The sequence below is a fragment of the Acidithrix sp. C25 genome (assembly GCF_904848545.2).
The window spans coordinates 812731-836893 of sequence record NZ_CAJHCI020000007.1 but is presented as its reverse complement, the minus strand read 5'-3'; the positions used below and the strand labels follow the sequence as shown (position 1 = coordinate 836893).

16 protein-coding genes are annotated in these 24163 nt (G+C 46.8%); 6 read left to right on the top strand and 10 right to left on the bottom strand.

All coding sequences use genetic code 11. The features are described 5' to 3' along the window. Window positions 1–1382 precede the first annotated feature (1382 nt). The 3 genes from ACIDITHRIX25_RS85105 (at window position 1383) to ACIDITHRIX25_RS85095 (ending at window position 6233) form a co-directional block, all read left to right on the top strand. On the top strand, window positions 1383–3485 hold the full coding sequence (locus ACIDITHRIX25_RS85105) for a hypothetical protein (protein WP_201732116.1): 2103 nt from the start codon (window positions 1383–1385) through the stop codon (window positions 3483–3485). Between the two features lie 853 nt (window positions 3486–4338). Then, a complete protein-coding gene (locus tag ACIDITHRIX25_RS85100; protein ID WP_052605104.1) occupies window positions 4339–4677 on the top strand; it encodes a P-II family nitrogen regulator in 339 nt (112 codons plus the stop codon). Window positions 4678–4967: 290 nt separating this feature from the next. Beyond that, window positions 4968–6233: an ammonium transporter gene (locus ACIDITHRIX25_RS85095; protein WP_201732115.1), complete on the top strand. Its 1266-nt coding sequence runs from the start codon at window positions 4968–4970 to the stop codon at window positions 6231–6233. A 423-nt stretch (window positions 6234–6656) separates the two neighbouring features. On the opposite strand, the gene sufB is transcribed toward ACIDITHRIX25_RS85095, so the two are convergent. Beyond that, window positions 6657–8057, bottom strand: coding sequence for a Fe-S cluster assembly protein SufB (gene sufB, locus ACIDITHRIX25_RS85090; RefSeq protein ID WP_201732114.1), 1401 nt, complete (start codon window positions 8055–8057; stop codon window positions 6657–6659). Window positions 8058–8355: 298 nt separating this feature from the next. On the opposite strand from sufB, the gene ACIDITHRIX25_RS85085 reads away from it, so the two are divergent. Beyond that, window positions 8356–10476 (top strand): S9 family peptidase, encoded by a 2121-nt coding sequence (locus ACIDITHRIX25_RS85085; protein WP_052605082.1) that lies wholly within the window; start codon window positions 8356–8358, stop codon window positions 10474–10476. A gap of 341 nt (window positions 10477–10817) precedes the next feature. Here ACIDITHRIX25_RS85085 and ACIDITHRIX25_RS85080 read toward each other — a convergent pair whose 3' ends face one another. From ACIDITHRIX25_RS85080 to ACIDITHRIX25_RS85040, 9 genes are all read right to left on the bottom strand, one after another. Continuing rightward, window positions 10818–11891 (bottom strand): DUF4115 domain-containing protein, encoded by a 1074-nt coding sequence (locus tag ACIDITHRIX25_RS85080; RefSeq protein ID WP_201732113.1) that lies wholly within the window; start codon window positions 11889–11891, stop codon window positions 10818–10820. A 110-nt stretch (window positions 11892–12001) separates the two neighbouring features. Next, window positions 12002–13774 carry an AAA family ATPase gene (locus ACIDITHRIX25_RS85075; protein WP_082058537.1) on the bottom strand — a complete coding sequence of 591 codons (1773 nt, stop codon included), beginning with the start codon at window positions 13772–13774 and terminating at the stop codon, window positions 12002–12004. 74 nt (window positions 13775–13848) lie between these two features. Beyond that, window positions 13849–14400, bottom strand: a complete 552-nt coding sequence (locus tag ACIDITHRIX25_RS85070) for a dTDP-4-dehydrorhamnose 3,5-epimerase family protein (protein ID WP_082058538.1) — start codon at window positions 14398–14400, stop codon at window positions 13849–13851. Between the two features lie 78 nt (window positions 14401–14478). Beyond that, entirely contained in the window at window positions 14479–15312 is an 834-nt protein-coding gene (locus tag ACIDITHRIX25_RS85065) for an MBL fold metallo-hydrolase (RefSeq protein ID WP_201732112.1), read from the bottom strand. Between the two features lie 101 nt (window positions 15313–15413). Then, window positions 15414–16499, bottom strand: coding sequence for a type IV pilus twitching motility protein PilT (locus ACIDITHRIX25_RS85060; RefSeq protein WP_502756225.1), 1086 nt, complete (start codon window positions 16497–16499; stop codon window positions 15414–15416). A 399-nt stretch (window positions 16500–16898) separates the two neighbouring features. Continuing rightward, window positions 16899–18935, bottom strand: coding sequence for a putative bifunctional diguanylate cyclase/phosphodiesterase (locus tag ACIDITHRIX25_RS85055; RefSeq protein ID WP_201732110.1), 2037 nt, complete (start codon window positions 18933–18935; stop codon window positions 16899–16901). Window positions 18936–19285: 350 nt separating this feature from the next. Beyond that, window positions 19286–20041, bottom strand: coding sequence for a hypothetical protein (locus ACIDITHRIX25_RS85050; protein WP_213333488.1), 756 nt, complete (start codon window positions 20039–20041; stop codon window positions 19286–19288). A 110-nt stretch (window positions 20042–20151) separates the two neighbouring features. Then, a complete protein-coding gene (locus tag ACIDITHRIX25_RS85045) occupies window positions 20152–20664 on the bottom strand; it encodes a MaoC family dehydratase (protein ID WP_052605091.1) in 513 nt (170 codons plus the stop codon). After that, entirely contained in the window at window positions 20661–21110 is a 450-nt protein-coding gene (locus ACIDITHRIX25_RS85040) for a DUF6941 family protein (RefSeq protein WP_152625908.1), read from the bottom strand. Before ACIDITHRIX25_RS85040 ends, ACIDITHRIX25_RS85045 begins: the two co-directional genes overlap by 4 nt. Window positions 21111–21134: 24 nt before the next feature. Here ACIDITHRIX25_RS85040 and ACIDITHRIX25_RS85035 point away from each other — a divergent pair, with 24 nt between their 5' ends. Together ACIDITHRIX25_RS85035 and ACIDITHRIX25_RS85030 are read left to right on the top strand one after the other, a co-directional pair. Next, a complete protein-coding gene (locus ACIDITHRIX25_RS85035) occupies window positions 21135–21794 on the top strand; it encodes a class I SAM-dependent methyltransferase (RefSeq protein WP_201732108.1) in 660 nt (219 codons plus the stop codon). A 351-nt stretch (window positions 21795–22145) separates the two neighbouring features. Further along, a complete protein-coding gene (locus tag ACIDITHRIX25_RS85030) occupies window positions 22146–23735 on the top strand; it encodes an acyl-CoA dehydrogenase family protein (RefSeq protein WP_201732107.1) in 1590 nt (529 codons plus the stop codon). The last annotated feature ends 428 nt before the right edge of the window (window positions 23736–24163 follow it).

The following is a 24163-nucleotide window of genomic DNA, read 5'->3' as shown; positions in this document are numbered from 1 at the left end:
TTTTATACATGGTTCCCAACAATGCCATGGACGAACGCGCCTTTGATTGCCATGTCCAAAAAGCCGCGGGAAAGCCTCAGTACACTTTTATCAACAACCCACTTTACCTAAGTGAAAAGCAATAATGATTTGTATTAAACAACCAAAGCATTCCTTTTGAAAAAATTCATAAAGTAACAAAAATCATAAAGTAACAAATAAGTACTTGGTAGACAACTAATCAACTTCCCGTATTGGCCAGATAGGCCTCTACGATAAGCTAACTCGATAAAAATCTAATAGATCCATCGAACGCCACCTATGGTCTCAACGCGAAGTAAACACCAACCTAACCGGAGATGGTTTTGAAACAAAATAGCCAATCTTAAATCATATTTCTAGCAAAACTGGAGTAATCTTGCCATCAATCTCCCCGATTGCTATAAACGTCTACGAAAATATTGACATAGAGACCTACATGTGATTCTGCCTTCAATAGGGATCTCCCTTCAATAGGTCCAAGTCACGATGGCTAATGTGCTCTACGACAATGTCAGATACTTGAAAAAATAATCTTTAAGGTTGCTAAATGGTTCAACTTAGTCAGAAATTCATTGATTTAGACAGAAAATTTAACGACAATTTATATTTTCTAGAATCAGCAGAACCTGAAAAATTATTTAAAAGATAAATCATACATTGACTACAGCTAGCTTACGTAATCTTTAATAATTCTAAATTTGCCATTTATGACTAAGATTATCCAACTAAGACCTTTTTACGAGCTAGATCACGGCGGATCGATGCAAAAAGATATTTATCCAATCAAAACTCACCAGAATCCACTTCTCGTATCGCCCAGTATGGCTAAAACCCACACAAAAGTATTACCAATGAACTTTAGTAATGACGCCGAGGTGTAATTGACAATGTCAAAGGATTGCTAACATTGGAATGATTGAAATTTCAAAATATTTACTGATATGTTTAACCCAGGCTCAAAATCCGCCGAAAAAAGAGATATTGAAGATAAACCTGACCTAAATCTTCAAAGACAATTTGCACCTTCGAGTCAAAAAGAAATGAGCTGCTTCGAGGACACATCGCCCGACGTAACAAAAGACACACCATCGAACCCGCCGCCAGGGATAGAAATGTCTAGCCGAATCGCACACATCAAGGAATTATTCCGGAATATACATCAATGGAGCTTCCAGAGATCAACAGCCATGTGGGCAGGTCTTAGATTCGATCATCAAAAAGTAACAAATCTTCCAACGTTAAAGATCTTGAGCACCCGAGCCAAAAAGACCCGAAGCTACGGATAAAAGAAAATTGATCATCAGTCGGTCAACAGAGATGAGATCGTGACCGCCCTAATCGAAAAGAATAGTAGAAACCCTGTGAAAACTTCTCTAAGAAAAGCCGCCTTGCTAGGCTCGTCACTTACGATGATAGGTGCCGCGAGCCTAGCTACCGTTTTCTCCAGCACAAATACAGCCTCCGCAGATCCCGCATCGAACACGAAATACACGCCTATTGCCTTCAACCTTTCGAATCTCATCACAAGTCAAGTTGTATCTTCTAGCACTCACTTTGAGCAAACCCTCAAAACCTCCGATGGCAACTACTGGGTATCAACAACGAGTGGGTATTTAATTGAATTCTCCGGTATCTCGGATTCTGCAATAGGCTATATCCATACCGCCGATCAACTCTACGATGGCGTAGTAGTACCTGTTGCTGGAAGTTCTGATCGTCTATATTTCATAAACCAAGGATCAAGCAATTGCACAGTCGTTGAGCTCTCACTAAGCGGATTAACTTTTACTAGCGCTGGATCACTTCAATACACCACTCCGAAATTAAATTGCGTAGTAAATAGTTCAACGGGCAAAGCCCTAAGTGGCCAGTCCTCATATTCGATTGCAACAGATGGAACCAACGTCTATCTAACGCAACCTTCCCTAGTTCTGAACCCTGCCACTACGCGCACTTATTATAACGTTCTATGGGAAATCAAGAATGCAAACAGCACGACAACCACCTCTCTGGCTGCTACTGCATTTATTTTGGACCCCACCGAAACAATTGGGTCAGCGATGGGCATCTACGGTAAATACGCCTATATCGGCGGCGCATCGCACCACATCTATTCCTATTTACTCAGCACTCTTTCCCCTGCAAATAACACTGCATCAAACCCAAATACCCCAAATGTCGTCTATAGCGTACCCTCAAACGGAGGAGGATTCGGAGACTTTCAAGGGGTCACCACCAACGGAAGTAGTTCCGAGCTATGGTTCGTGCGTGAATTCAACAAACAAGTCGGTTATATCCCAATTGCAACCACCGGAAGCATAACTGGGTACGACTATCAGATAGGAGGTAGTCCTAACAACGAAATTGAATCAATGACTTATGATCCACATTCAGGCAATCTATGGATTGCCTCTGGCAACGTAAATGGGGTCCCATATTCCAATGTGAGTTTTGGCTATTTCAACATAAACGCATTGTCAAGTTCAGTAACAGGGACATCTAGCGTAAAAACCCTCACTCCAACTTGGTACAAAACTCCAACAGGAGTAAGTGAAGGAGCCGACGACTTTGCGCTTTACGCCAACGGTAACCCAATCTACTATTTTGGAGGACCAACACTTTCCATCAAAAAGACTGATAGCGTTGGCGGAATAGCTAGTACCTCAAGCTTCACTACCACCGGCGGAAGCACGACGATAGATAGCAACTTCAACTTTACCGTAACTGTCGGTTTGCCGACTCAAATTGGAAATATTCAAAACAGATCCGAATCGAAAACAATAACTGTAACTGACCCCGTACCATCACAATTTAGCCTCGACACCGTTAGCGGCCCTAGCGGAGCAACGCCAAATTGGAATTGTCAAATTAATCATCCGCAAAACTCATTCAGCTGTTCATACACCCCGGCATCGCCGATTGCCCCGGGCACGACACTTCCACCCATAACCGTAGGAGTAAAAGCAAACGCGACTGGAAGCTTTACCAACACCGCCACAGCGGAATCAGAAGACGCCAATCCAGTACAATGGAGTGACACGGTAACGGTCTCCTCGCCCGCTACCACCACGACCACGACGGCTCCGCCAACTACAACGCCGGTAACCGCGCCTAGCCTTTCGACCACGACCACGACGGCTCCGCCAACTACAACGCCGGTAACCGCGCCTAGCCTTTCGACCACGACCACGACGGCTCCGCCAACTACAACGCCGGTAACCGCGCCTAGCCTTTCGACCACGACCACGACGGCTCCGCCAACTACAACGCCGGTGACTGTGCCTAGCTTTTCTTCCTCGACCACGACGCCTCCGACAACACTGGTACCGGTGACAGCACCTTCGACGGCCAATCCGGCAACTACTGTGCCAAAATCAGCTTCACAAGTAGTCGTACCCTCAACCCACACGGGCAAACCATGGGAACCCTGGTCTATTGGTACCTGGCAGCACTATTGGCAATAGTTGGTTCAGTAATTCTCTGGCCACGAGGAAAACAATATAAAAGTAACTCCTAGGATTTCGATCAGCTAGATCTTCGAAAATACCATTAGAGATATTTGGAACAAAAGCCCCGGGCTAGGTAACTCAAACTTTACCTGGACCGGGGTGTCCAAGATAAATAACGCTGAAACTGGTATTTGAACTAAAGGTGCTCGTAGTTGAAATTACATGTCATCTACCACCTTCGAAGCGCCCATAGCGCCACCTTTTGAAACCAAAAGCATTTGGCACCCAAGGCGCCATATCCATACAGAACTTCCACCCGCTGGCTTAAGATTTTCCAATCTAGATCTCAATCGATTTTCCAAAAATAGAAATCACTGCGCATCAAAAAGCATGATAACTAAATCTGATTGGCTTTTCTGCCATCTGAACCCACGGTTACCGAAATCGATGCATGGGAGCCCTCCGTTTTTGGCTCGTGTTCTAAAAAAGTTACGCGGGAATTACCACCATGTAAGCTACGGTTCAGATAAGCAAGCAGATCCCGTCCTGGAGTGAAAAGGTAAGATTTCGGTCAAATCGACGCTCTCTTGAGTTTGCTCTAATTGATAAAGCTAGCTAACACAATGACCATCAAGCAATAGCAACATGGATACGCGTAAATATGTAGCACCTCCAGTAGAGATCCAAACAACAAGGCGCCACGAAGGCGCTCATACTCTTGGTTCTTACCCAAGCTTTTTGCTTGGCACCTACAAAAAGTAGGTACCGGCCCAACTGAACTTTAAGGAATCGACACCCGAAGAAAACACTAACATTGACTCCGACATCTCGCACCAATATGGTCCTAAATCAAAGGTTTACAATCGATATGAAATTGATCGTCGCCATTATAAAGCCGTTCAAACTTGAGGACGTCGCAAACGCACTATCAAAGATAGACATTAAAGGCATGACCGTCTCCGAAGTCCAGGGGTATGGCCGTCAAGCCGGACATACCGAGGTGTACCGAGGAGCAGAGTACCAGACAAGATTTGTCCCAAAGCTCAAAGTGGAGATAGTCGTGGCCGATGAAGCCCTCGATGAAGTTATGGAACTCGTTGTGACCGCAGCCCGAACTGAAAAGATCGGTGACGGCAAGGTTTGGGTGATAGACCTAGACGAACTAATACGCGTTCGAACCGGCGAACGCGGCATTGATGCAATTTAGACAACGACCAGGCAAGTCGGTCTATATGAAATCTGAGATTCGCCCCGCTCTCCTGTCTCATTAAGGCCAGGAGCCACACAAGCATTGTCTATTTTTATACCTTTAAATTTTCCACCAGCGACACTGTCTAAAGCCAATTCATCTCAAAAAAACAAGACGAAACATTTTGGAAACATTCTGGAATTCTGTTAGAAACATTTCCCATTTATTGTGACACGAATCGGGAGTTATCCTAAGCGCAAGCGCCGCCTTCGCTCGGAAAATCACCAGTCGCCGATCAGGGGAGAGATATGAATTTCAATTCGGGAGATACCGCATGGGTCCTAATCGCTGGAGCATTGGTCATCTTTATGACTCCAGGCCTTGCATTCTTTTACGGCGGCATGGTTCGATCTAAAAACGTTCTAGCCATGCTCATGCAAAACTTTGTCGTAATGGGCATAGTTAGCGTTCTTTGGGTCTTTGTAACCTATTCATTGGCATTTGGTGTGGACCTAGGCGGATTTGGAGTGATTGGAACTCTCCATTTCTTTGGGCTGGGTCACATAACACAAGCCGTACCGGGTTACTCTGGCCCGCTGACTCAACATATACCTCCATTGGTCTTTGTCATTTTTCAAATGTCTTTCGCAATCATAACTCCGGCGATCATAACTGGATCCTCTGCAGATCGTCTGGCGTTTGGACCGTTCGTGGTCTTTATAATTCTTTGGTCAATCCTTGTCTATGCGCCTGTGGCGCACTGGGTATTTTCCCCCAACGGTTGGCTATTTAAGCTCAAAGTAGAAGATTTCGCCGGTGGAAATGTCGTTGAAATTAATTCAGGAGCCGCTGGTGTAGCTCTAGCAATTGTTATAGGAAAACGACGAGGGTGGCCACACAAACCGATGGCTCCACATAGCGTGCCATTGGCCCTCTTGGGTGGTGGCATCCTATGGTTCGGTTGGTTCGGATTCAACGCTGGCTCGGCACTAGCCGCCAACACATTAGCTGCCCACGCCTTTATAAATACCAATACTGCAGGCGCATGTGGAATGTTGAGTTGGTTGGTATTTGAGCGACTTCGCGGAGGAAAGTCTACTACCTTAGGCGCGGTCTCGGGTGCAGTAGCAGGGCTCGTAGCTATCACTCCATCGTGTGGCTTTGTTGACATCTACGGTGCCAGCGCAATCGGACTTATTGCCGGATTGGTTTGTGCCTATGCGATCACTTTGAAGTTCAAAGCCGGCGTGGATGATGCACTTGATGTAGGCGGGGTCCACCTTGTAGGTGGAATAGTCGGAACGTTACTTATCGGAGTTGTTGGCACCTCAGCCGTCTCTGGAATCAACGGCATACTCTACGGAGGCAGCGCATTGCTCCTCCTGCATCAGTTGATAGCAGTCCTGGCATGCGGGCTTTATTCGTTTTCGATGACATGGCTGATCGCAAAAACTATCGACAAGACAATGGGCCTAAGAATTTCTCAAGAGCAAGAGAACGAAGGAATGGATACGTCCTTGCACGCAGAATCAGCCTATGAATTTGGCAGTTCCATCCTTGAAGCTTTCAAGTAGCTAGCATAAAACAGCTATGGTAGTTGCCAAACCCACGCCCCTGATTCAGGCCACTACCCAAGGACCATTAGTGCAAGGCACCAAACTCGCTATAGGCAATTTTGATCCTTTTACGAATCGCACGATAAGAAGGCTACTCCAACTATTCAATGTAATTCAGACCGACAAATTACCCCAAAGGTCTCAAGGTGGCGAATCAGACAGTTCCCTTTTCAATCCCTGTCCAAAGCCTTCTGGGCGACGATTCGGGGCTGAGCAATATCTTTCACTCGGTGCCCAAATAAGATCTCCACCACGAGCTCCTAGGGTCCAAGTCGGCAAGATGCAAATATAAAAATGGACCCGATTATAACGTCGGGCCCATTTTCATATACAGGAAATCATCGTGAGATGGCACTTCAAAGGATCAATAAGACTTCAGAACTAGCCTATAGAACCATCCATTTGCAATTCAATCAGACGACTCCATTCAACGGCATACTCCATTGGCAACGTCTTGGTGACTGGTTCGATAAAGCCATTTACAATCAAGCTCATAGCCGCAGACTCGCTCAAGCCACGACTCATGAGGTAAAACAATTGATCGTCACCGATCTTAGAAACTGTCGCTTCGTGGCCAATTTGCGCGTTCTGCTCCTGTACTTCCATATATGGCTTAGTTTCAGAGACGGAGATATCATCCAAAAGAAGCGCGTCACAACGAACAAAGCTCTTAGACCCCTTAGCTCCCTCATCTACGTGCACCAATCCTCGATAGGTGGTCTTTCCACCGTCCTTTGAAATTGACTTGGAGATGATGGTAGATGTAGTCTCTGGAGCCGCATGAACCATCTTGGCTCCTGCGTCTTGGTGCTGACCCTCTCCTGCATAAGCGACAGACAGAACCTCACCTTGTGCTTTAGGCCCCATAAGATAGACCGCGGGATACTTCATCGTCAACTTGGAACCAATGTTGCCATCGATCCATTCAACGCGTGCTTCCGTCTCGGCAATTGCCCTCTTGGTTACCAAGTTGTAGACGTTCGAAGACCAGTTCTGAATCGTTGTATAGGTGATCCGCGCTCCCGGCTTAGCGATTAACTCGACCACAGCCGAGTGAAGCGAATCCGTAGTATAAACAGGCGCAGAGCAACCTTCGATGTAGTGGACCTTTGAACCTTCGTCTGCAATGATCAAGGTTCTCTCGAACTGCCCCATGTTCTCAGCATTTATACGGAAATATGCCTGAAGTGGCATATCCACCTCTACGCCAGGAGGCACATAGATAAACGAGCCCCCAGACCAGACGGCTGAGTTTAATGCAGCAAATTTATTGTCATTTGGTGGGATCACTGTGCCAAAATACTGTCGGACAAGATCGGAATGTTCCCTAACTGCAGTATCCATGTCGCAAAAGATGACACCCATCTCTTCTAGGTCCTCACGGTTTCGGTGGTAGACGACCTCAGACTCATATTGAGCCGTAACTCCAGCTAAGTACTTTCGCTCTGCCTCTGGTATCCCGAGCTTCTCGTAAGTTGCCTTGACCGATTCTGGTAACTGATCCCAGGAAGATACCTGCTTTTCGATTGGCTTTATGTAGTAATAGATATCATCGAAATCAATATCAGGCATATTTACTGCAAACCATTGTAACATCGGCTTGCGCTCGAAGTTAGCCAAAGATCGCATCCGAAAGGCCTTCATCCAATCGGGCTCATTCTTCATCCAAGACATCTCTTTGACGATCTCAGAGTTGATACCCTTCTTTGGCTTGAAGACATAGTCTTCCCGGTCGGACCAACCGAGCTTGTACTTACCAAGATCTAGATCGACAGTACTCATTGGACCTCACTTGAAAATAATAAAAAAGAAAACCAAACGCATTCAAGAATTACTTTAAGACTAGCCCATCTAAGTAATTTCTCCTATACAGATAGGAGAAAATATTTCAAATATCTAAACTAGCTTCAGCTAAAGCAGTCGTCCTTCTGAAATCTCTATCGCCGAAGGTAAATTTCTATCTAGGATCTCGCCGAAACCAAAAAAGGCCAGCACTTAGAAATGGCACCTGCGAATCCAGCGTAATATAAATTTAGTGCAATCGGTATAAACAAATCAAAGCGCCTATAAGGTCATAACTGTGTCAGCAGTTTCAAAGATCTTCAAATCACTAACCCCGCCTAAACTACCACCCAAGAATCCATCCATCCTGCTGGGCCTTGGTGAGCCCCGTATCGACAACTACTTCTGGATGAACGAGAGTGAAAATCCCTCTGTACGCACCTTTATTGACGAGGAAAATGCCTTCGCGCGCACAGTTCTGTCAAATCTTGAACCTCTGCGAGAGAAGGTTTACTCCGAATTTCTAGAGAGAATTGAGCTTGAAGATCACGGTGTACCTCAGCGAAGAAAACATTTCTGGTATTACGGCGCCACTGATAAAGAGTCGCAGTATGAGATTCACTTTCGATACAAAGACAGAGGTTACGGTGAACCCACAATCGTAGAACAAGATGTAGAAGTTGTGCTCAACGAGAACGAACTTGCCCAAGGTCATGAATTTTTTTCGCTAGGATCAACGGCCCTCTCTGACGACGAAAACCTAATCGCCTATGGAATAGATACCACTGGAGCAGAAAACTATGAGATCTACATCAAGGATCTATCAACGGGCAAGACGATCCACATTCCAACTCAGAATGCCACATACGGTTTGGAATTCGATATCCAAGCAAAACGACTCTTCTGGGTCGAAAGCGACGACGCGACTAGGCCATACAAAGTCAACGTCATTGATCTGAACAATATAGAGCAGGGTTCTATGGAACTATACAAAGATGATGACCAGTCGTTCGGAGTTTCAATAGGCCGCTCCAAAGACAACAAGACTCTCATCGTTGACTCAAGTTCAACAACATCTTCTGAGGCGTACTTCCTAGATCTGAGCGATCCACAGGCACAACTAGAGCTATTCCAGAGGCGCACTAACGGCCTGGAGTACTCAGTGGAGCCAATAGGCGATCAGATTTACATCCTCTCAAATCTAAAAAACGATAACTTCCATATCTCAATCTGTCCAAGAGGCCAGATGTCACTGGAAAACTGGAGCGATCTACTGCCCATTGAACCCAATATAAAGATCGAAGCAATCGAGATCTTCGACCATCATCTCGCAATCGAAGAACGACGAGATGGGTTCGCCAGAATTAGAATTGTGGATCTTTTGGATCAAAGTTCATTTGAGATCCCAGTTCAAGACGAAGCTTCGACGCTAGAGTTGAGTGCAAATCCCGAGATGGACGCCAACTCGCTGCGTTATAGCTATACCTCGATGACGACACCACGATCGACTTTCGAAATAGACCTAAAGTCCAAAGAGATCAAACTCCTCAAGCAAACTAAGGTCCTCGGAGGCTTTGATCCGAGCGACTATTCTTCGGCAGTAATAAGAATACGAGCCCGAGATGGCGTCGAAGTTGGCGTATCTTTGATATATCCCCGCGATATCTCACAGGATGGCAACAATCCGGTCGTTCTCTATGGGTATGGCTCGTATGAACATTCCATCGACCCGAGGTTTTCAACTCTTAGGTTATCGCTCTGTTCTCGTGGAGCCATCTTTGCAATCGCCCACATCAGAGGAGGCGGAGAGTTAGGGCGTCAATGGTACCTGGATGGAAAACTCGTTAAAAAGCATAACACTTTCAACGACTTCGTCGATGTCGCGCGAGGCCTAGTAGACCTGGGTTGGACCCAACCAGGCAAGATTATGATCATGGGCGGCAGTGCTGGCGGGATGCTGGTAGGAGCGGCTCTAAACCAAGATCCATCACTCTTTGGAGGAGTGATCGCAGAAGTTCCCTTCGTAGATTGTCTCACCACTATTTCAAATCCAAGCCTACCCCTTACAATACCCGAATGGGAAGAGTGGGGAAATCCATTAGATGACTACACAATTTACAAAGAGATGCTCTCGTACTCTCCATATGATAACGTCGCAGCTGGAGTCGAATATCCTCCGCTTTTAGTCACCTCTGGGTTGACAGACCCAAGAGTCTCCTACGTTGAACCATCAAAATGGGTCGCAAAGATAAGAGAAATAACCACCAATCCAAAGGTGATTTTATGGACAGAGACCTCAGCGGGACATTTTGGCACTTCCGGGCGTTTCAACGAGTGGGAGATGGAATCTCGAATCTACGCATTTGTCTTGGGATGCCTCTTCGACGATATCGAAGAGCTAAATAACAAAGTCAACTAGGCACAATTGTCCATTTGTTCAATAGAGAAAGCTCGCCATCCAAAGCCACCTCAAGAGAGATCCCAAATCGACTGTGAATTAAACCCAAATAGATACCAATAAAGTTCCTCTTGGTACAATTCATAGCCATAGCGCCATTGAGGCAATAAAGATTTTAGGATCCCAAAGCAAAGAAAGGCGCGAATCGGCCACTGGATAGGCATTCCAATTGGGCTACTCCGGCAAACTCAAGGACTTGACCTTTTGGATAACCTTGTAATTGGACAGGTTATCGACTGGCCAAAACACGCAAAATAACTTATCCACCGAATCGAAGTGAGCACTAGGGGCTACTACAAAGTTTAGATCTGCGACCCTTGACTTGGCACAAATGTGAAATTGTAGGGTCCAGGCTTCGATGTAAAGTGAAGCGGTACCCCATTTATCGACAGCGTAGCTACTGTGGAATTTCCCACTCGGATCCACAAAGGACCGGTTGTTGAGATAGTTCGAATCTGGCCAGCCTGCAAGACAGCTTCCCAAGATATCACAGCGCCCGCCGCAGTGCTCTGGGCAACCCAGCACGCACCAGATGTTACTGAGACAACAACGCTATAGCTACCTGTCGGTGCTGGATAGCTGGCCCCCAAATAATTCGAGCTTGATGGCGCGAGAAAAGACGGAACCGTGGTGGTGGTTGAAGCTGTGGTCTTGTTTTTAGGTACTGGCGGAACGGTGGTTGTGACTATATTCGACTTGACTGTCGCCGGGGACTTAGAGAAGGCGAAAAAACCTATAATAACTATCAAAACCAGAGCTACCGAACTCGCTGCTAAAACTGGAGTTGCAGAACCCCTCCCCAAACCTCGTGGCCTATTCCAACCAAAGCGGGGTGAACGACCAAGGCTTTTGTTAGACAGAGATGGATCTAGTGAAGCAGTCTCATCAAAAACAAGTGGAGCGCCAAATCGAGGAGCGAACTCACCCGTTGAATCGAGATTGAACTCATCTAAATTCGGCTCTTTCTTGAAATTGTTAGAAGCAGAAACTAGGCGCCTCGAAACGCTAGGTTCGTCTCCTGAGATACCATCACTAAAACCAACCGACTTCGCAGCTGGGAGTGAAGGTGGATCAGGAACTTTCTCTATGGAATCAGCAGGCAAATTTTGCGGGGGTACCGCGTCACTGGATGCTTTAACTACAAGATCATCACCCTCATGGTTACCACCGGGCTTTACTACTCTAATATGAGGATTCGCCTCGACCGGTATAACCCCAGCGACACCAGGTGCATCACCAGAAATCTTATGCATAACGCCCATAGCCTGATTGTGACGAGCGATTGATCGCCTTTCGCGCGAGTAAGCCGTCGCAAGCCACGACATCAAAAATCCGCCAACTCCGAAAACAATCAGGAGTAGTAGTAGTAGTTTCACTCCAACTCCAGTCAATTAGTCCATGACCCAAATAGGGGAGTATACAAACAATACTCTAGTAGGACTGACCAAATATCTTACGGAGTATCTTCAAGTTGCAGGGGCTTCCTTCAACTTTCCCTCAGGTCAAGCACCTCAGCATCCCCTTGAGGCAAAAGCTCATAAAGCTGCTCTTTCGTCAACTCCTCATGCAAAAGTAATTCGTCTGCCACTTTCGAGACAAGGTCCCTGTGGACTTTGATTATCGCAACTGTCTCGGCATACATCTTCTCCAATAGGTCCTCGAGCAGATCACGTGCCTTAGCATCGTTGACGACATTAGCTACGTCGTCGTTGGGACGCCCAGTGGACGCTAACGAAAGAAAGAGGCCCTCCATTCCATATGTGCCGACGCATCTCGCACCGATCTGAGTTGCATTTATCAAATCTCCAGAAGCTCCAGAACTAGACTCGCCGAGCAGTACCTCCTCGGCGACCATCCCACCAAAAGATATCTTCATCATCGCATGAAGTTCACTTCTAGTCTCAACAAATGACTCCTCTATTCCATCATGAAGGGTCGCACCAAGCGCTGGGCCTCTCTTTAGAATTGAAACCATCTCAACTGTGCGATTCTTTCCACATGCCCAGGTCATAATGGCATGGCCAGCTTCATGGGTGGCGATGGCAACCCTTTGAGAAGTTGGATACGGTTCGACCCTAGCTATGCCAATCGAGACGGTGAGAAGAGCTTCTTCAATATGAGAGTAGCGCATCACAGAAATGCCATATCTAGTTGCAACCACAAGTGCTTCGTCAAAGAGGCGCTCGAGCATCGCAGGAGAATAGCCCGAAGTCTTAGCAGCAATTCGCTCGCGATTGAGCTCGACATCCAAATCATAATCATGAGATCGACTGGTCAGAAAGAAGTCAATCAACTCCATTCTTTCAGAACGAGAAGGGAGTCCAAAACTAATGATGCGGTCAAAACGACCTGGTCGAACCAATGCTGGATCCAGATCAGAGGCCCTATTGGTTGCGGCAACCATCAAGACGTTAGGCACATATGTAGCCTTTGGGCTTCGCCGGGCCAACAAAGGTATGCCACGACCAATACTTGCTCTCCACCGAGCAAAACGACTTGGGATCTCGAAACTCTGCATCTGAACCAGAAGTTCGGAGACAACGCCAGTCACTCCCTCGGTACTTCCGGAACCCAATCCCCTGCGCGCAGCACCAATTGCATCAAACTCGTCTATAAAGCCGATAGCGCCCCCATAGCGAGTTGCCAAGGTTCGCAACGACTTAAAGTAGGCTCTAATCTTTCGGTTCGTCTGACCATAATACATTGCTTGAAATGAGGATGCAGATGCGTACAAAAACGGCACCCCGGCCTCTTTGGCCATAGCCTTTGCCATCATGGTCTTTCCGGTCCCCGGAGGGCCTTCGAAGAGGACTCCCCTTCTAGCCTGTCCACCCATCTCGCTTCCAAAACGATCCCGATACATAAAGAGCTCAAGCGTCTTTTTGATTTCCGCAACCTCAGGAGCTAGGCCTTTGACGGATCCAAAGTCAACGCTAATATCGCTAGGATCAAACCGAACGTGAGGCGATCGTCCAAGCGCCAAAGTCGGCAGAAGCATTACCAAGATAAGCACAATTATCAAAAGCGCTGGGATCAGATAAGGCGAAGAGCCAATATGTATCGACGGGAACGAAATCAGATTATCGAACCACAAATAGGTGCCAAGTCTAGCAAGGCTAAGAAGAGCAACTGGAACCAGTATTCCCAACCATATCAACGAACGTCTCCGACGCCATCTTTTGTGGGTGATGTCGACGTCGGTAGGCGGAACAAACAGCCATGGGCCTGCTTCTTGAATTGTTCGGGTTACGTTAACCATAGTAAATATAAATTAGCACAACACCAGTAGAAAAACACCACTCTGAGCGTTAAATTCCAGAATTAAACTATTTCTTAGGTCCTAAGAGTAACTCTGGGTCGCAAATGTTCAGGAATCGCTGCTCTTAAGGGATTTTTACGATCACGCTCCGAGACCACGGGTTCAGAGACGCCCCAATCTGCGGCAATCTCAGGATCATCATAGGCCACGCCAAGCTCATCAGATGGGTTGTAATAACTATCGACTAGATAGGTTAAGACCATATCGGAGATTGCTGCAAATCCGTGAGCTACGCCAGGGGGGATATAGAGCCCAACTGGGTTCTCCTCCCCTAGTTCGATATTCAATGTAGCACCATTGGTCGGTGATCCAACTCTAAGGTCGTGCAGCACCACCTTGGCTCTGCCAGTGACAACGTACCAGTAATCAGCTTGGTGCAAATGGTAGTGAAGACCTACAAGACTGTCGGCTATCTTATCCGACCTCGAGCCTTGCACCATTTCACGCCCAATTGGAAACCAAGATCGACGGTAAGTTTCAGTGAATTTACCTCTGTCATCGCCGAATGCGATTGGCTCGATGACAATAACGTCAGCAATCGTCGATGATGGATTTATCTGAGACATTTTAATTGAACCTCTTATTTCGACACGCAAAGCCCGAACTTCAAGATCGATATTAGTGGCTCGGCCTCTAGATCTTGGTCAGTCGAACTCCACCACTTTACCTTGCTTTGCGACAAAGACCTCTTTCAAGCTCCCACTTCCGTTGACAAATCCATAGCGCTGCTGAACCTCGCGTAGATATTCATCGTTGTGTGATGGATCGTGGTGAAACATCGCTAAGCGCTTTACATTGGCCGACCTGGCGAAATCTATCGCAAATTCAAAGGTGGAATGCCCCCAAGTGGACTTGGATTCAAACTCATCCTGAGAGTATTGCGCATCATGGATCAAAAGATCTACATCGTCGGCCAAGGCCAAGGCAACTTTATCGACGCCTTGGGCGCCATAGGGCTGCTGATGATCTGGTAGGTAAGCGATCGAGTGCGAACCCATCTCGATTCGAAAGCCAAACGCCAAATTAGAGTGCGCAATCACTCCACAAGTTATCCGAGCAAAAGACCCCTCTAGCCAGAACGAACCTGGCTCATGGCCTACAAATCTCAGCTCTCCGGCGAAATCGTCATAGGGAGAGACTGGGAAATACGGTGGAGTAAAAAGGGCACGGAGAGGATCGAATTCGAGATTGGGACCGTGCACTTCGAGCCATGCTCCGGGTTGATCCAACGGAACAAAAAAGCCAAGCCCTTGAATGTGATCAAAATGAAAGTGACTCAATAGGACGTAGGCGCCGAAGCTACTAAGTGGATCTAACTCCTGTGCAAAATTGCTGAGTCCTGTTCCTAAATCCAAAATTACTGGAACTCCCGCTCCAAAAAGGACTACCGTAGAGGTGTCGCCTCCAAAAGTTGCGAAATCATCCCCAGCTTTTGGCGTCGAACCGCGAGTTCCGTAAAATTTAACTTTTATTGCCACTGGTTTTACAAACTACCCCAAAGATTCCCAAGACAAACGATTTGAGACATCAATCACCTCTTAGGCCGCCTCTAAATGAAGCCAAAATCGTCCGGGTCCACTCAAACTAAGCCGCTTCGCTGCAACATAACCTGAAGATCTTGTGGAGAAGTCGCTGAAAGCATCGCCTCGCTGGAGGAGATAAGCCCACTCTCGATCAGATCAAAAAGAGACCTTTCAAATGTTCGCATTCCATAGTACTCCCCCTCTTTGATAATCACAGGTATCTCCGAACCTTTGGAGGGCTCGAGAATGCACTGGATTATTCGTCCATTTGCGACCATAACCTCCAAAACTGGACGCAACGATGAATCGTTAACTCGAACCAATCGTTGACAGATTACTCCTCGCAAAGATCCAGCCAACGAGGATCTAATCTGTTGATGTTGATGAGAGGGAAAGAAGTCAATAATTCTAGAAACTGTCTCCTTTGCATTTAAAGTGTGGAGCGTTGAAAGCACCAAATGACCCGTCTCTGCCGCCGAAATCGCGGCGCGAACCGTCTCTTCGTCACGCATTTCTCCGATCAAGATAACATCTGGGTCCTCACGCATAGCCGCCCTTATCGCGTCTAGAAATGTAGTGACGTCAAATCCAACTTCGCGTTGATTTATCAAAGAGCAGATGTCGCTATGCAAGGTCTCTATTGGATCTTCGATTGTGATTATATGAGCACTTCGAGTCTCATTAATCCTTTGAACCATCGCCGCTAAGGTAGACGACTTCCCTGAACCGGTCGGTCCAGTCACTAAAATCAGGCCTCTTCTCTCATTGGCAAGCGCAGATACCACCTCCGGTAGATACAACTCTTCGATCGATGCCGGTGAAGAGGCGACCAAGCGAAACGCGATAGAGATATTCCCTCGTTGAAAGAATGCATTCACCCTAAATCGGTTACCATCATGCGATTGGTAGGCATAATCGGCCTGCTTTGAATGCAAGAACTCATCCCACATCTCTGCAGGTATCGATTTGCGAACCAGTTCTTGGACCAAAACTGCAGTTGCCGGGGGTATTCCCCCAATCTCGCTCAACAGTCCCTTGACTCGAATTCTCGGAGGAACGCCGACCTTAACGTGCAGATCGGAACCCTTCCGGGAAACTAAGATCCGCAATAAACCATCTAACACTTCAGGATGCACAACCATGAAATCGGCATTAATACAGCCGCACTTTAAAGTCGTACATCCTACCATTAGCAGCTTTCAAAAGCTAACGGCCACAAGGTTTCTAATCCCAAAACAAAGATCACACCGCTAAAACCCAAGGCAAGACAAGCAAAAAAGGAAAGATTGATCCGCCTGCTGTCTCGCTACTTACGTGTGGGCACATTTGACAGAATAAATACAATGCGGACGATGGGCCAAAAAACAGCAGTAAAAATGTGGAAACGACTAAAAGCGCTTGTTAGTAGCCAAATATAACTAGCCGAGAATGCTTCGCGGAGCCACCAGGCAATAATTTATCGGCTTTGTGCAAAGCTATCCACCAAGAACGCTAACGTCTTTGATCGGCTAGCCCCTTAGGAATTTCGCCAAAAATCAAAGCTACTCTAAAAGATGACTAGATGCCTTTCGATTCGCCCCGTCAAGCGCTATCCAGCTAGTAATCTCGCTCGCAATAGCGGGCTTTGAGATGTAAAACCCTTGCGCCATAGAGCAACCTAACCCGCGAAGTGAATCCATAACGTCAAAGGTCTCAACACCCTCTGCTACAGTAGTCAAACTCAAATTTCTAGCCAAGTCGATTATGGCTCGCACGATCGCATGTCCGCTCTCATCGACATTCATTGAGGTCACGAAAGACGAATCTATCTTTACACTTGAAATTGGCAAATTCTTCAAATACGTAAATGACGAATAGCCAGTGCCAAAGTCGTCTACTGAAACCGCTACGCCCAAATTTCGGAGATTCTCTAAAATGGCTTTAGATCTGCCTGGATCCGCCATTACGGAACTCTCAGTGATCTCGATCTCCAACCACTGCGGACTCACTCCAAATCGCCGCAGGGCAGAGTCAACCACTGCGGGAAATTCAAAATCATGGAGATTTCTAGCAGACCCATTTACCGAAACCCCAATCCTCAATCCCGCTGCATGCCAACGTGAACACTGGTCCAGCGCCGACTCCAACACCCACTTGGTAAGAGGTATCATCAATTCGGTCTGTTCTGCAAATGGCATAAATTGAGATGGCGAAATTGATCCCAACTTAGGATGATCCCAACGAAGAAGGGCCTCGACCCCCGTTACACGATCCGTCGCTAGATCAACTTTAGGTTGATAAACCAGATGGAGTTGGTCGGAGCCTATGGCAGCCGATAGATCTGCGAGTAACGAGAATCTACCTCCATTGAAGCGCTCCCCATTGCCGGCATATATTCCCACTCCGCTATTGGACTGCTTCGCCCTATAAAGTGCCACATCGGCCATCCGAAGTAACTCAAATGCCGTACCAGCGTGATCTGGAAAGATTGCAGCACCAATCGTACCTCGCAATACAACCGGAAAGCCATCAACATCCAGATCCAAAGATATTAGAGCCCTAAGCCTTTCCGCTACTGCTTTAATGTCACCGTCGGATTTAATCTCAAAAGCCAAAAAGCCAAATGTGTCATCACTCAATCTTGAAACTAAATCGCTCGGTCTCTTGGTGCCATCAAGTCGGCCTGCCATTGCTCTTAGCGTTGCATCTCCTGCGGCACTTCCCAATTTGTCATTCAACTCACCAAAATCATCTAGATCAATCAACAAAACGCCAAATCGACCATGACGACGAGACGCTTCAAGAACATAACGTTCGATTTGACGCTCAAATGCCCATCGATTGGGAAGATTCGTAAGCGAATCCAGACCTCTACTTCTCTTAGCTTCAATCGAAAGAGATGCTCCAATGGATATAGCAAAACCGATGACTCCCGCCAATGGGAGAGATTCCAACCCGCTCAAGACAAATGTCGTTACCAAAACGCCAAGCATGATCAGAACTAGGTCGTATACGGTAGTGTCGAAGGTCTCACTCCTGAGGCCCAATATCCATGATGAATCTCTGGAGTTGGACCAATAAATTGAACGTAGCACTCCATGAAAAACCGCGATAAACAAACCGGCAAAGACAACCGTGAAAAGATCCACCCTGTCAAGGGCCAGGCTAGGTACCGCCTCTGGGATCACGCGAAAAACTCGTAGGATCAGTTCTCCAAAGCTAAGTGAGATCATGAGTGACGCACCTGAAAATATAGCTGTCCCAACAGATCGCCTTGCGATCAGCTCAATAAACACCTTGGCAATTGCAATCCCCATAACAAATAGAGGCGATGGATTAACCAAAATCAAAGCGAACAAAAAAGTCCATGAATAGACCTCGGAAGGTCTTTGCTTATTATCTGATCTCCTAAGCACCGAGAAGGATTCTGTGGCTAGATACAAGCCAAAAAGAGTTGTTGTTCGGACCATATGAACCGAAAATGCACTAGCAAAGAGATTGCCGCCGCTTAGGACAATATCTAGGCAAAAAAGGGTTAGCGCAACAATCGAGATGACGATAGAAAACCTACCTTTATGCCACGATCTCGAATCGATCATATTAAACTCTCTTTTTTGAGAAACGACTAACGGCTTATTAATCATTGGCTAAGACGCTGTGCTTATTTTCGAACAATTCAAGGCGCGGGTTTAGCCAAAAATACGATTATCTTTTATGTGCTTGAATATTAAACTAACAAGACTACCACAGTGGAACTCAGCCATCCACTTCAAGAAAAACACAAAACAAAGTGCGTATAAATCGACCCTAAAGCTCTCAAAGGATGAGAGACAATCGATGTCTATGGGGATAAACAAAGGCGTCGACCGAATTACTTCTGTCGACGCCTAGGCCATTTTTATCTTTTGCAGGAGGTGAAAATGGAAACTTTATTATAAATCTGTAAAGCTTACTGAGCCAGTAATCCAGACGACGGGTTCGCAGCGCTATAAAGACGATCGGTATTCGATATCGCGCTAATTCCGTTTCCCGAGGCGATCCGAACATCATAAGAAGCACCACTTACAACAGCCGAGCCAAGATAGATATTCAATTGGGTCGAGTTACCGCTCACATCTGAGGTAGAAATAGATACCGGCCCGATCGCCTCGCCCGCTAAAGGACAGAGCAGGATCTGAGTAACGGGCGCCAAATTTTGACCCTTTACTAAAATCTCCAGGTTCGCATTGTAGATAGTTGAGCTTGGGTTTTGAACTTGAGTCAAGACTGGGGAATCTAAAGACGAGCTAGATGTGCAGTTGTAGACGACAGGAGCGGTTTGAGATGAAGAAACAACCAAAGAGTTTGATTGTCCTGTCGTAGATGGAGAAGGAGTTTGGCTCGGTGACAAAGCAGGAGCAGAAGTTGTATTAGAAATTGTGGCGGGTGTGGAAATTGTGGCGGGTGTGGAAATTGGAGATTGAGACGACGCAACTTGAGTTGTACTAGAACTAAGTATAGGCTGAACTACAGTCGTCGTTGGACGATCATTTGATGAAACGAGACTTGAGAAGTTACCCGAGGCAAGTGTTCCATGACCACCACTGGGAATATAGGTTGTCACTATGAGAGTAGCGAGCAGTGCACCTGCAACAGAAACACTGCTCGCAATCGCGGCCCTCGTTCGAAACTTTAACGTCATCTTATCCCCTGATTTGGTAACCACCTTTTCCTACCACTCATGGTAGGAAAAAAGCTTATGAAGCCATTATATCAAAGATTTATCACTTTTAGTGATATTTTGCTAAAGTTTCTAGTGAATTATGCCGATTAAGGTCAATCCCAAATTTCGCCGGCATAGGGGCGCTGTCGCGCTGGAGCAAATTCTGTCTTCCAAACCATTACTCGTCGCCGGAAATAGCACACTTCAAGGCCATTTTGATTGATTCCCTTGGTTTCAACCACAACGATACCCCTATCTGGTTTGGACTTAGATTCAATCAACTCAAGTACGCGGGTTTCGGCATAGATCGTATCTCCATGGAATGTGGGATTTCTATGGATCAACGATTCGATCTCTAGGTTCGCAATCGCGGCGCCTGAAACATCAGGTACAGACATACCCAGAATCAGAGAATAGACCAAATTCCCCACCACAACATTTCTTCCCTGAACGCTTTCGTGCTCAGCAAAATATAAATTGGTGTGAAGTGGATGATGATTCATAGTGATCATACAAAAAAGGTGGTCGTCCGCCTCTGTGATCGTCTTTCCTGGCCAATGTTTCAATATGTCACCAGGGACAAAATCTTCAAAATAGCGCCCGAACGGACGATCGTAGGTTGTCACTGATTGCCTTCCATCATTGTGAAGTCAGGCATTGCTCGTGTGGCAAAAAAAGCGCTCCAGCTTGGATCGCTATAGCCATTAACTGTCAGTCTCCAAACAAATGACTTACCTGGCTCGAGGGGAAGGGGGCCCAAGTTGATGGCAATATTGACTGGAATTGCCGCTTCAGCAGGCATCTCCTCTGGTCTGCCAACACGAAAGTCACCTCTAACTTCAATTGGACGCGGGCCATCCGGAGTCTCAAAGATAATGGGGTCGCCATTTTGCTCTTCGAGAAATAGTTCCCAATGATGCTCGTCGTCGACGGCGTTAAAGTCAACGTCAATCTTTAGAGCAATTGCCATTGGGGTCGGTCCAGGGCCAACAAGGCTCCAGCCGCCACCGAGGATAAATAGCTTGGCCTCAGAGACCACAGCGGAGTCGCATAAAAGTAATGTAGCATTCACGTCAGATACGCTAGTGTCTTTAGCGTGACATTTGCCATTCCATATCAACTTCGCGACGATCTTTATAAAAGTCCGCTTCTTCGAGCACTCCAACACCTGCGCGATATGACAGGATTTTCCTGCGTAGACGTAGGAGCTGGCGGTGGTGATGTCTCAATTGCTCTGGCAGAACTTTGCGGACAAAATGGGCGTATCTACGCAGTTGATATCGATCCAGTCCGTCGAAATGAGATCGCAACCCATGCGGCACAATTCTCTCAAGTGATCGCGCTAACTCAAGCCGCCCAGGAATTAACGTTGCCAGAACAAGTCGATTTAGCCTACTGCCGATTTCTCTTGTTGGCGGTGCCAGAGCCAAAGATAGTCATATCTCGAATGATCAAAGCGACTAAAAAAGGAGGTTGGGTGATTCTCCAAGAACCGATCACGAGCTGCGGACGAGTAGGTCGCTTACCTCTAAGCATGGACAGTGATTTTGTGGTAGACCCCGATATTGGGGCATCTCTCCTTGAACTTCTCGTAGACCAAGATCTCGAAGTAAAAGACGCATGGATTGAAGCTCCAGTGGGAATTGGCCCAGGAGCAGTATCGTCATACCTCGAGGCCCTTACGGACACTGAAGTACTAGATGAACAGATCGTGCTTCCACCAGTGGTGACAGTAGTAGGACGAGTTAATCGTTAGCCCAAAAGGAAATAGTGCGCCAGAAAAGAGCACTGGGCACCATGAAAGCAAAATAGTGATAACCATTGAGGGAAAAACTAATTTGTATAGACTTCTTCCGTAGTCGAAATTGCCAAATACGCCTTGGCTGCTCCATTTAGGCAGCTGAATCTTTGATCGCAGAAATGGCCCTTGCGACGTAGCGATGGATCTCAAAATAACGAGTGAAGTCGCAAGCTACGCACAAGCTACGCAATCGATACCCGAGAAAGCAAAGATGGCTAGATGAATAATCCATATCTTGAGAAAATGAATAATTTTTGCTATTTGGCAATTCAAAAATAGTGGCGAAATAGGCTAAAATCTCCTTTCATGTACGAACCTGATATGCAGTTAGCGGCCACTGCCGTTGAAACAGCGAAAAAAATTGTCGCTAGCGCAATTGTCGAAATGAAAAACTCTGGAATAGACGCCAACCAAGTGGTAGCTTACGATCTCGCGCATGCGGCATCTGGAGTTGAGGCGGCAAAGGCAATGATCACCTATGGTGCTAACGGTGCGATCGAGGCACGCCTAGCGTGTGCCTTTATCGCAGAAGTAGCTGGAGATCTGGTATCGCGAGCCTTTGGCCGAGAGTCACTCTGGGGTATAAATGAAAATCAATTGGAGACCCTGCACGATTTTGTCCGTCGTTTCCGCGATCCAAATTACGTAAGCAGCCTTGCAAATCAGATGGGACCAACACACCTAGACGTTGACTTCGAGCTGGTAAGAGATACATTTCGCAAATTCGCCCAAGACCAAATCGCACCGCTTGCCGATGAGATTCATCGTAAAAATCTTGACGTACCCGAATCTATAATTTCGGGCCTAGGCGAGATGGGAGCCTTTGGCCTTTCAATTCCCGAGGAATATGGAGGCTTCTCCACCGGCAACGAGAACGACTATCTTGCTATGGTAATAGCCACCGAAGAACTCTCACGTTGCTCTCTTGCGTCTGGTGGATCATTGATCACCCGACCTGAGATACTAGCTCGGGCACTCCTTAGAGGAGGGACACAAGCCCAAAAAGAGTACTGGCTCCCGAAACTAGCCTCAGGAGAGATAATGGCCGCCGTAGCTGTCACCGAGCCAGACTATGGTTCAGATGTGGCTGGATTAACTACGAGCGCGGTTCGCACTGAAGGTGGTTGGCTCTTGAACGGAGTAAAGACCTGGTGTACCTTTGGAGCTCGAGCCGACGTATTGATGGTCCTTGCCAGAACAGACCCGGATCGCTCAAAGGCTCATCGTGGCCTCTCCCTCTTTATTGTTCCCAAGCCCCACGGAGATTCAGGCGGATTTCTCTTTGAGCAAGCTAGCGCCGATGGAGCACCTGCCAAAATGGAAGGCAGGCCAATCGACACTATAGGTTATCGAGGCATGCACTCGTATGAAATTGCCATCGAAAACTGGTTCGTGGCCAACGAAAACCTAGTTGGAGAAGATTCCGGCCTTGGAAGAGGTTTCTACTACCAGATGGAAGGCTTTGAAAACGGAAGAATTCAAACCGCAGCACGAGCAGTGGGAATCATGCAGGCAGCATATGAAAGTGCCGTCGTCTACGCACAAAATAGAAAGGTCTTTGGGGCACCGATAATTGACTACCAGCTAAGCCAATACAAGCTAGGAAAGATGGCGGCGATCATCCAAGCATCGCGCCAACTCGCCTATCAAGTCTGTATTTTGATGGCCAAAGGCGAAGGGGCTCTAGAGGCATCTATGGTAAAGGCCTATGTATGTCGAGCCGCAGAATGGGTAACTCGTGAGGCAATGCAGATACACGGTGGCATGGGCTACGCCGAAGAGTTCCCCGTAAGTCGCCTTTTTCTAGACGCACGAGTCCTTTCAATCTTTGAAGGTGCCGACGAAACCCTCTCTTTGAAGGTCATAGCACGAAAACTTATCGACAGCATAAGTTAATCGTCGAAAATGAAATACTCCAAAATCTCTAAATAGTTCACGAAGACGGCCACAGCCACAAGATTTCAGTAAGTTCCACGCTTTGGACTATCCCGGGATTTGTGGCTGTCGGCTGCAGATGCATCTTGGTTCCTTGGGTAATTTAAGCGAGAATGCTTTGGATTGGACACCTGCACCGCGTTGAAAATGCGCCAACAGATTTTAGCTTTCAAAGCGACTCTAGATAGTCATCGGCGCTATGGCATACAAGGGCTTTCGGTTCGTAAAAAATTTAGATCCATCGAACTTTACAGGGAGACCTCGAACTTTATCTTGAGAGAGTCAACCACAAAGTGGCAAATATGTACTATCGATCGACCATTTAGCCATCGCAGCTTCTAAAAAACTATTTATTCGGGGGCATAAACGAGCCGAAATATCTTATATTG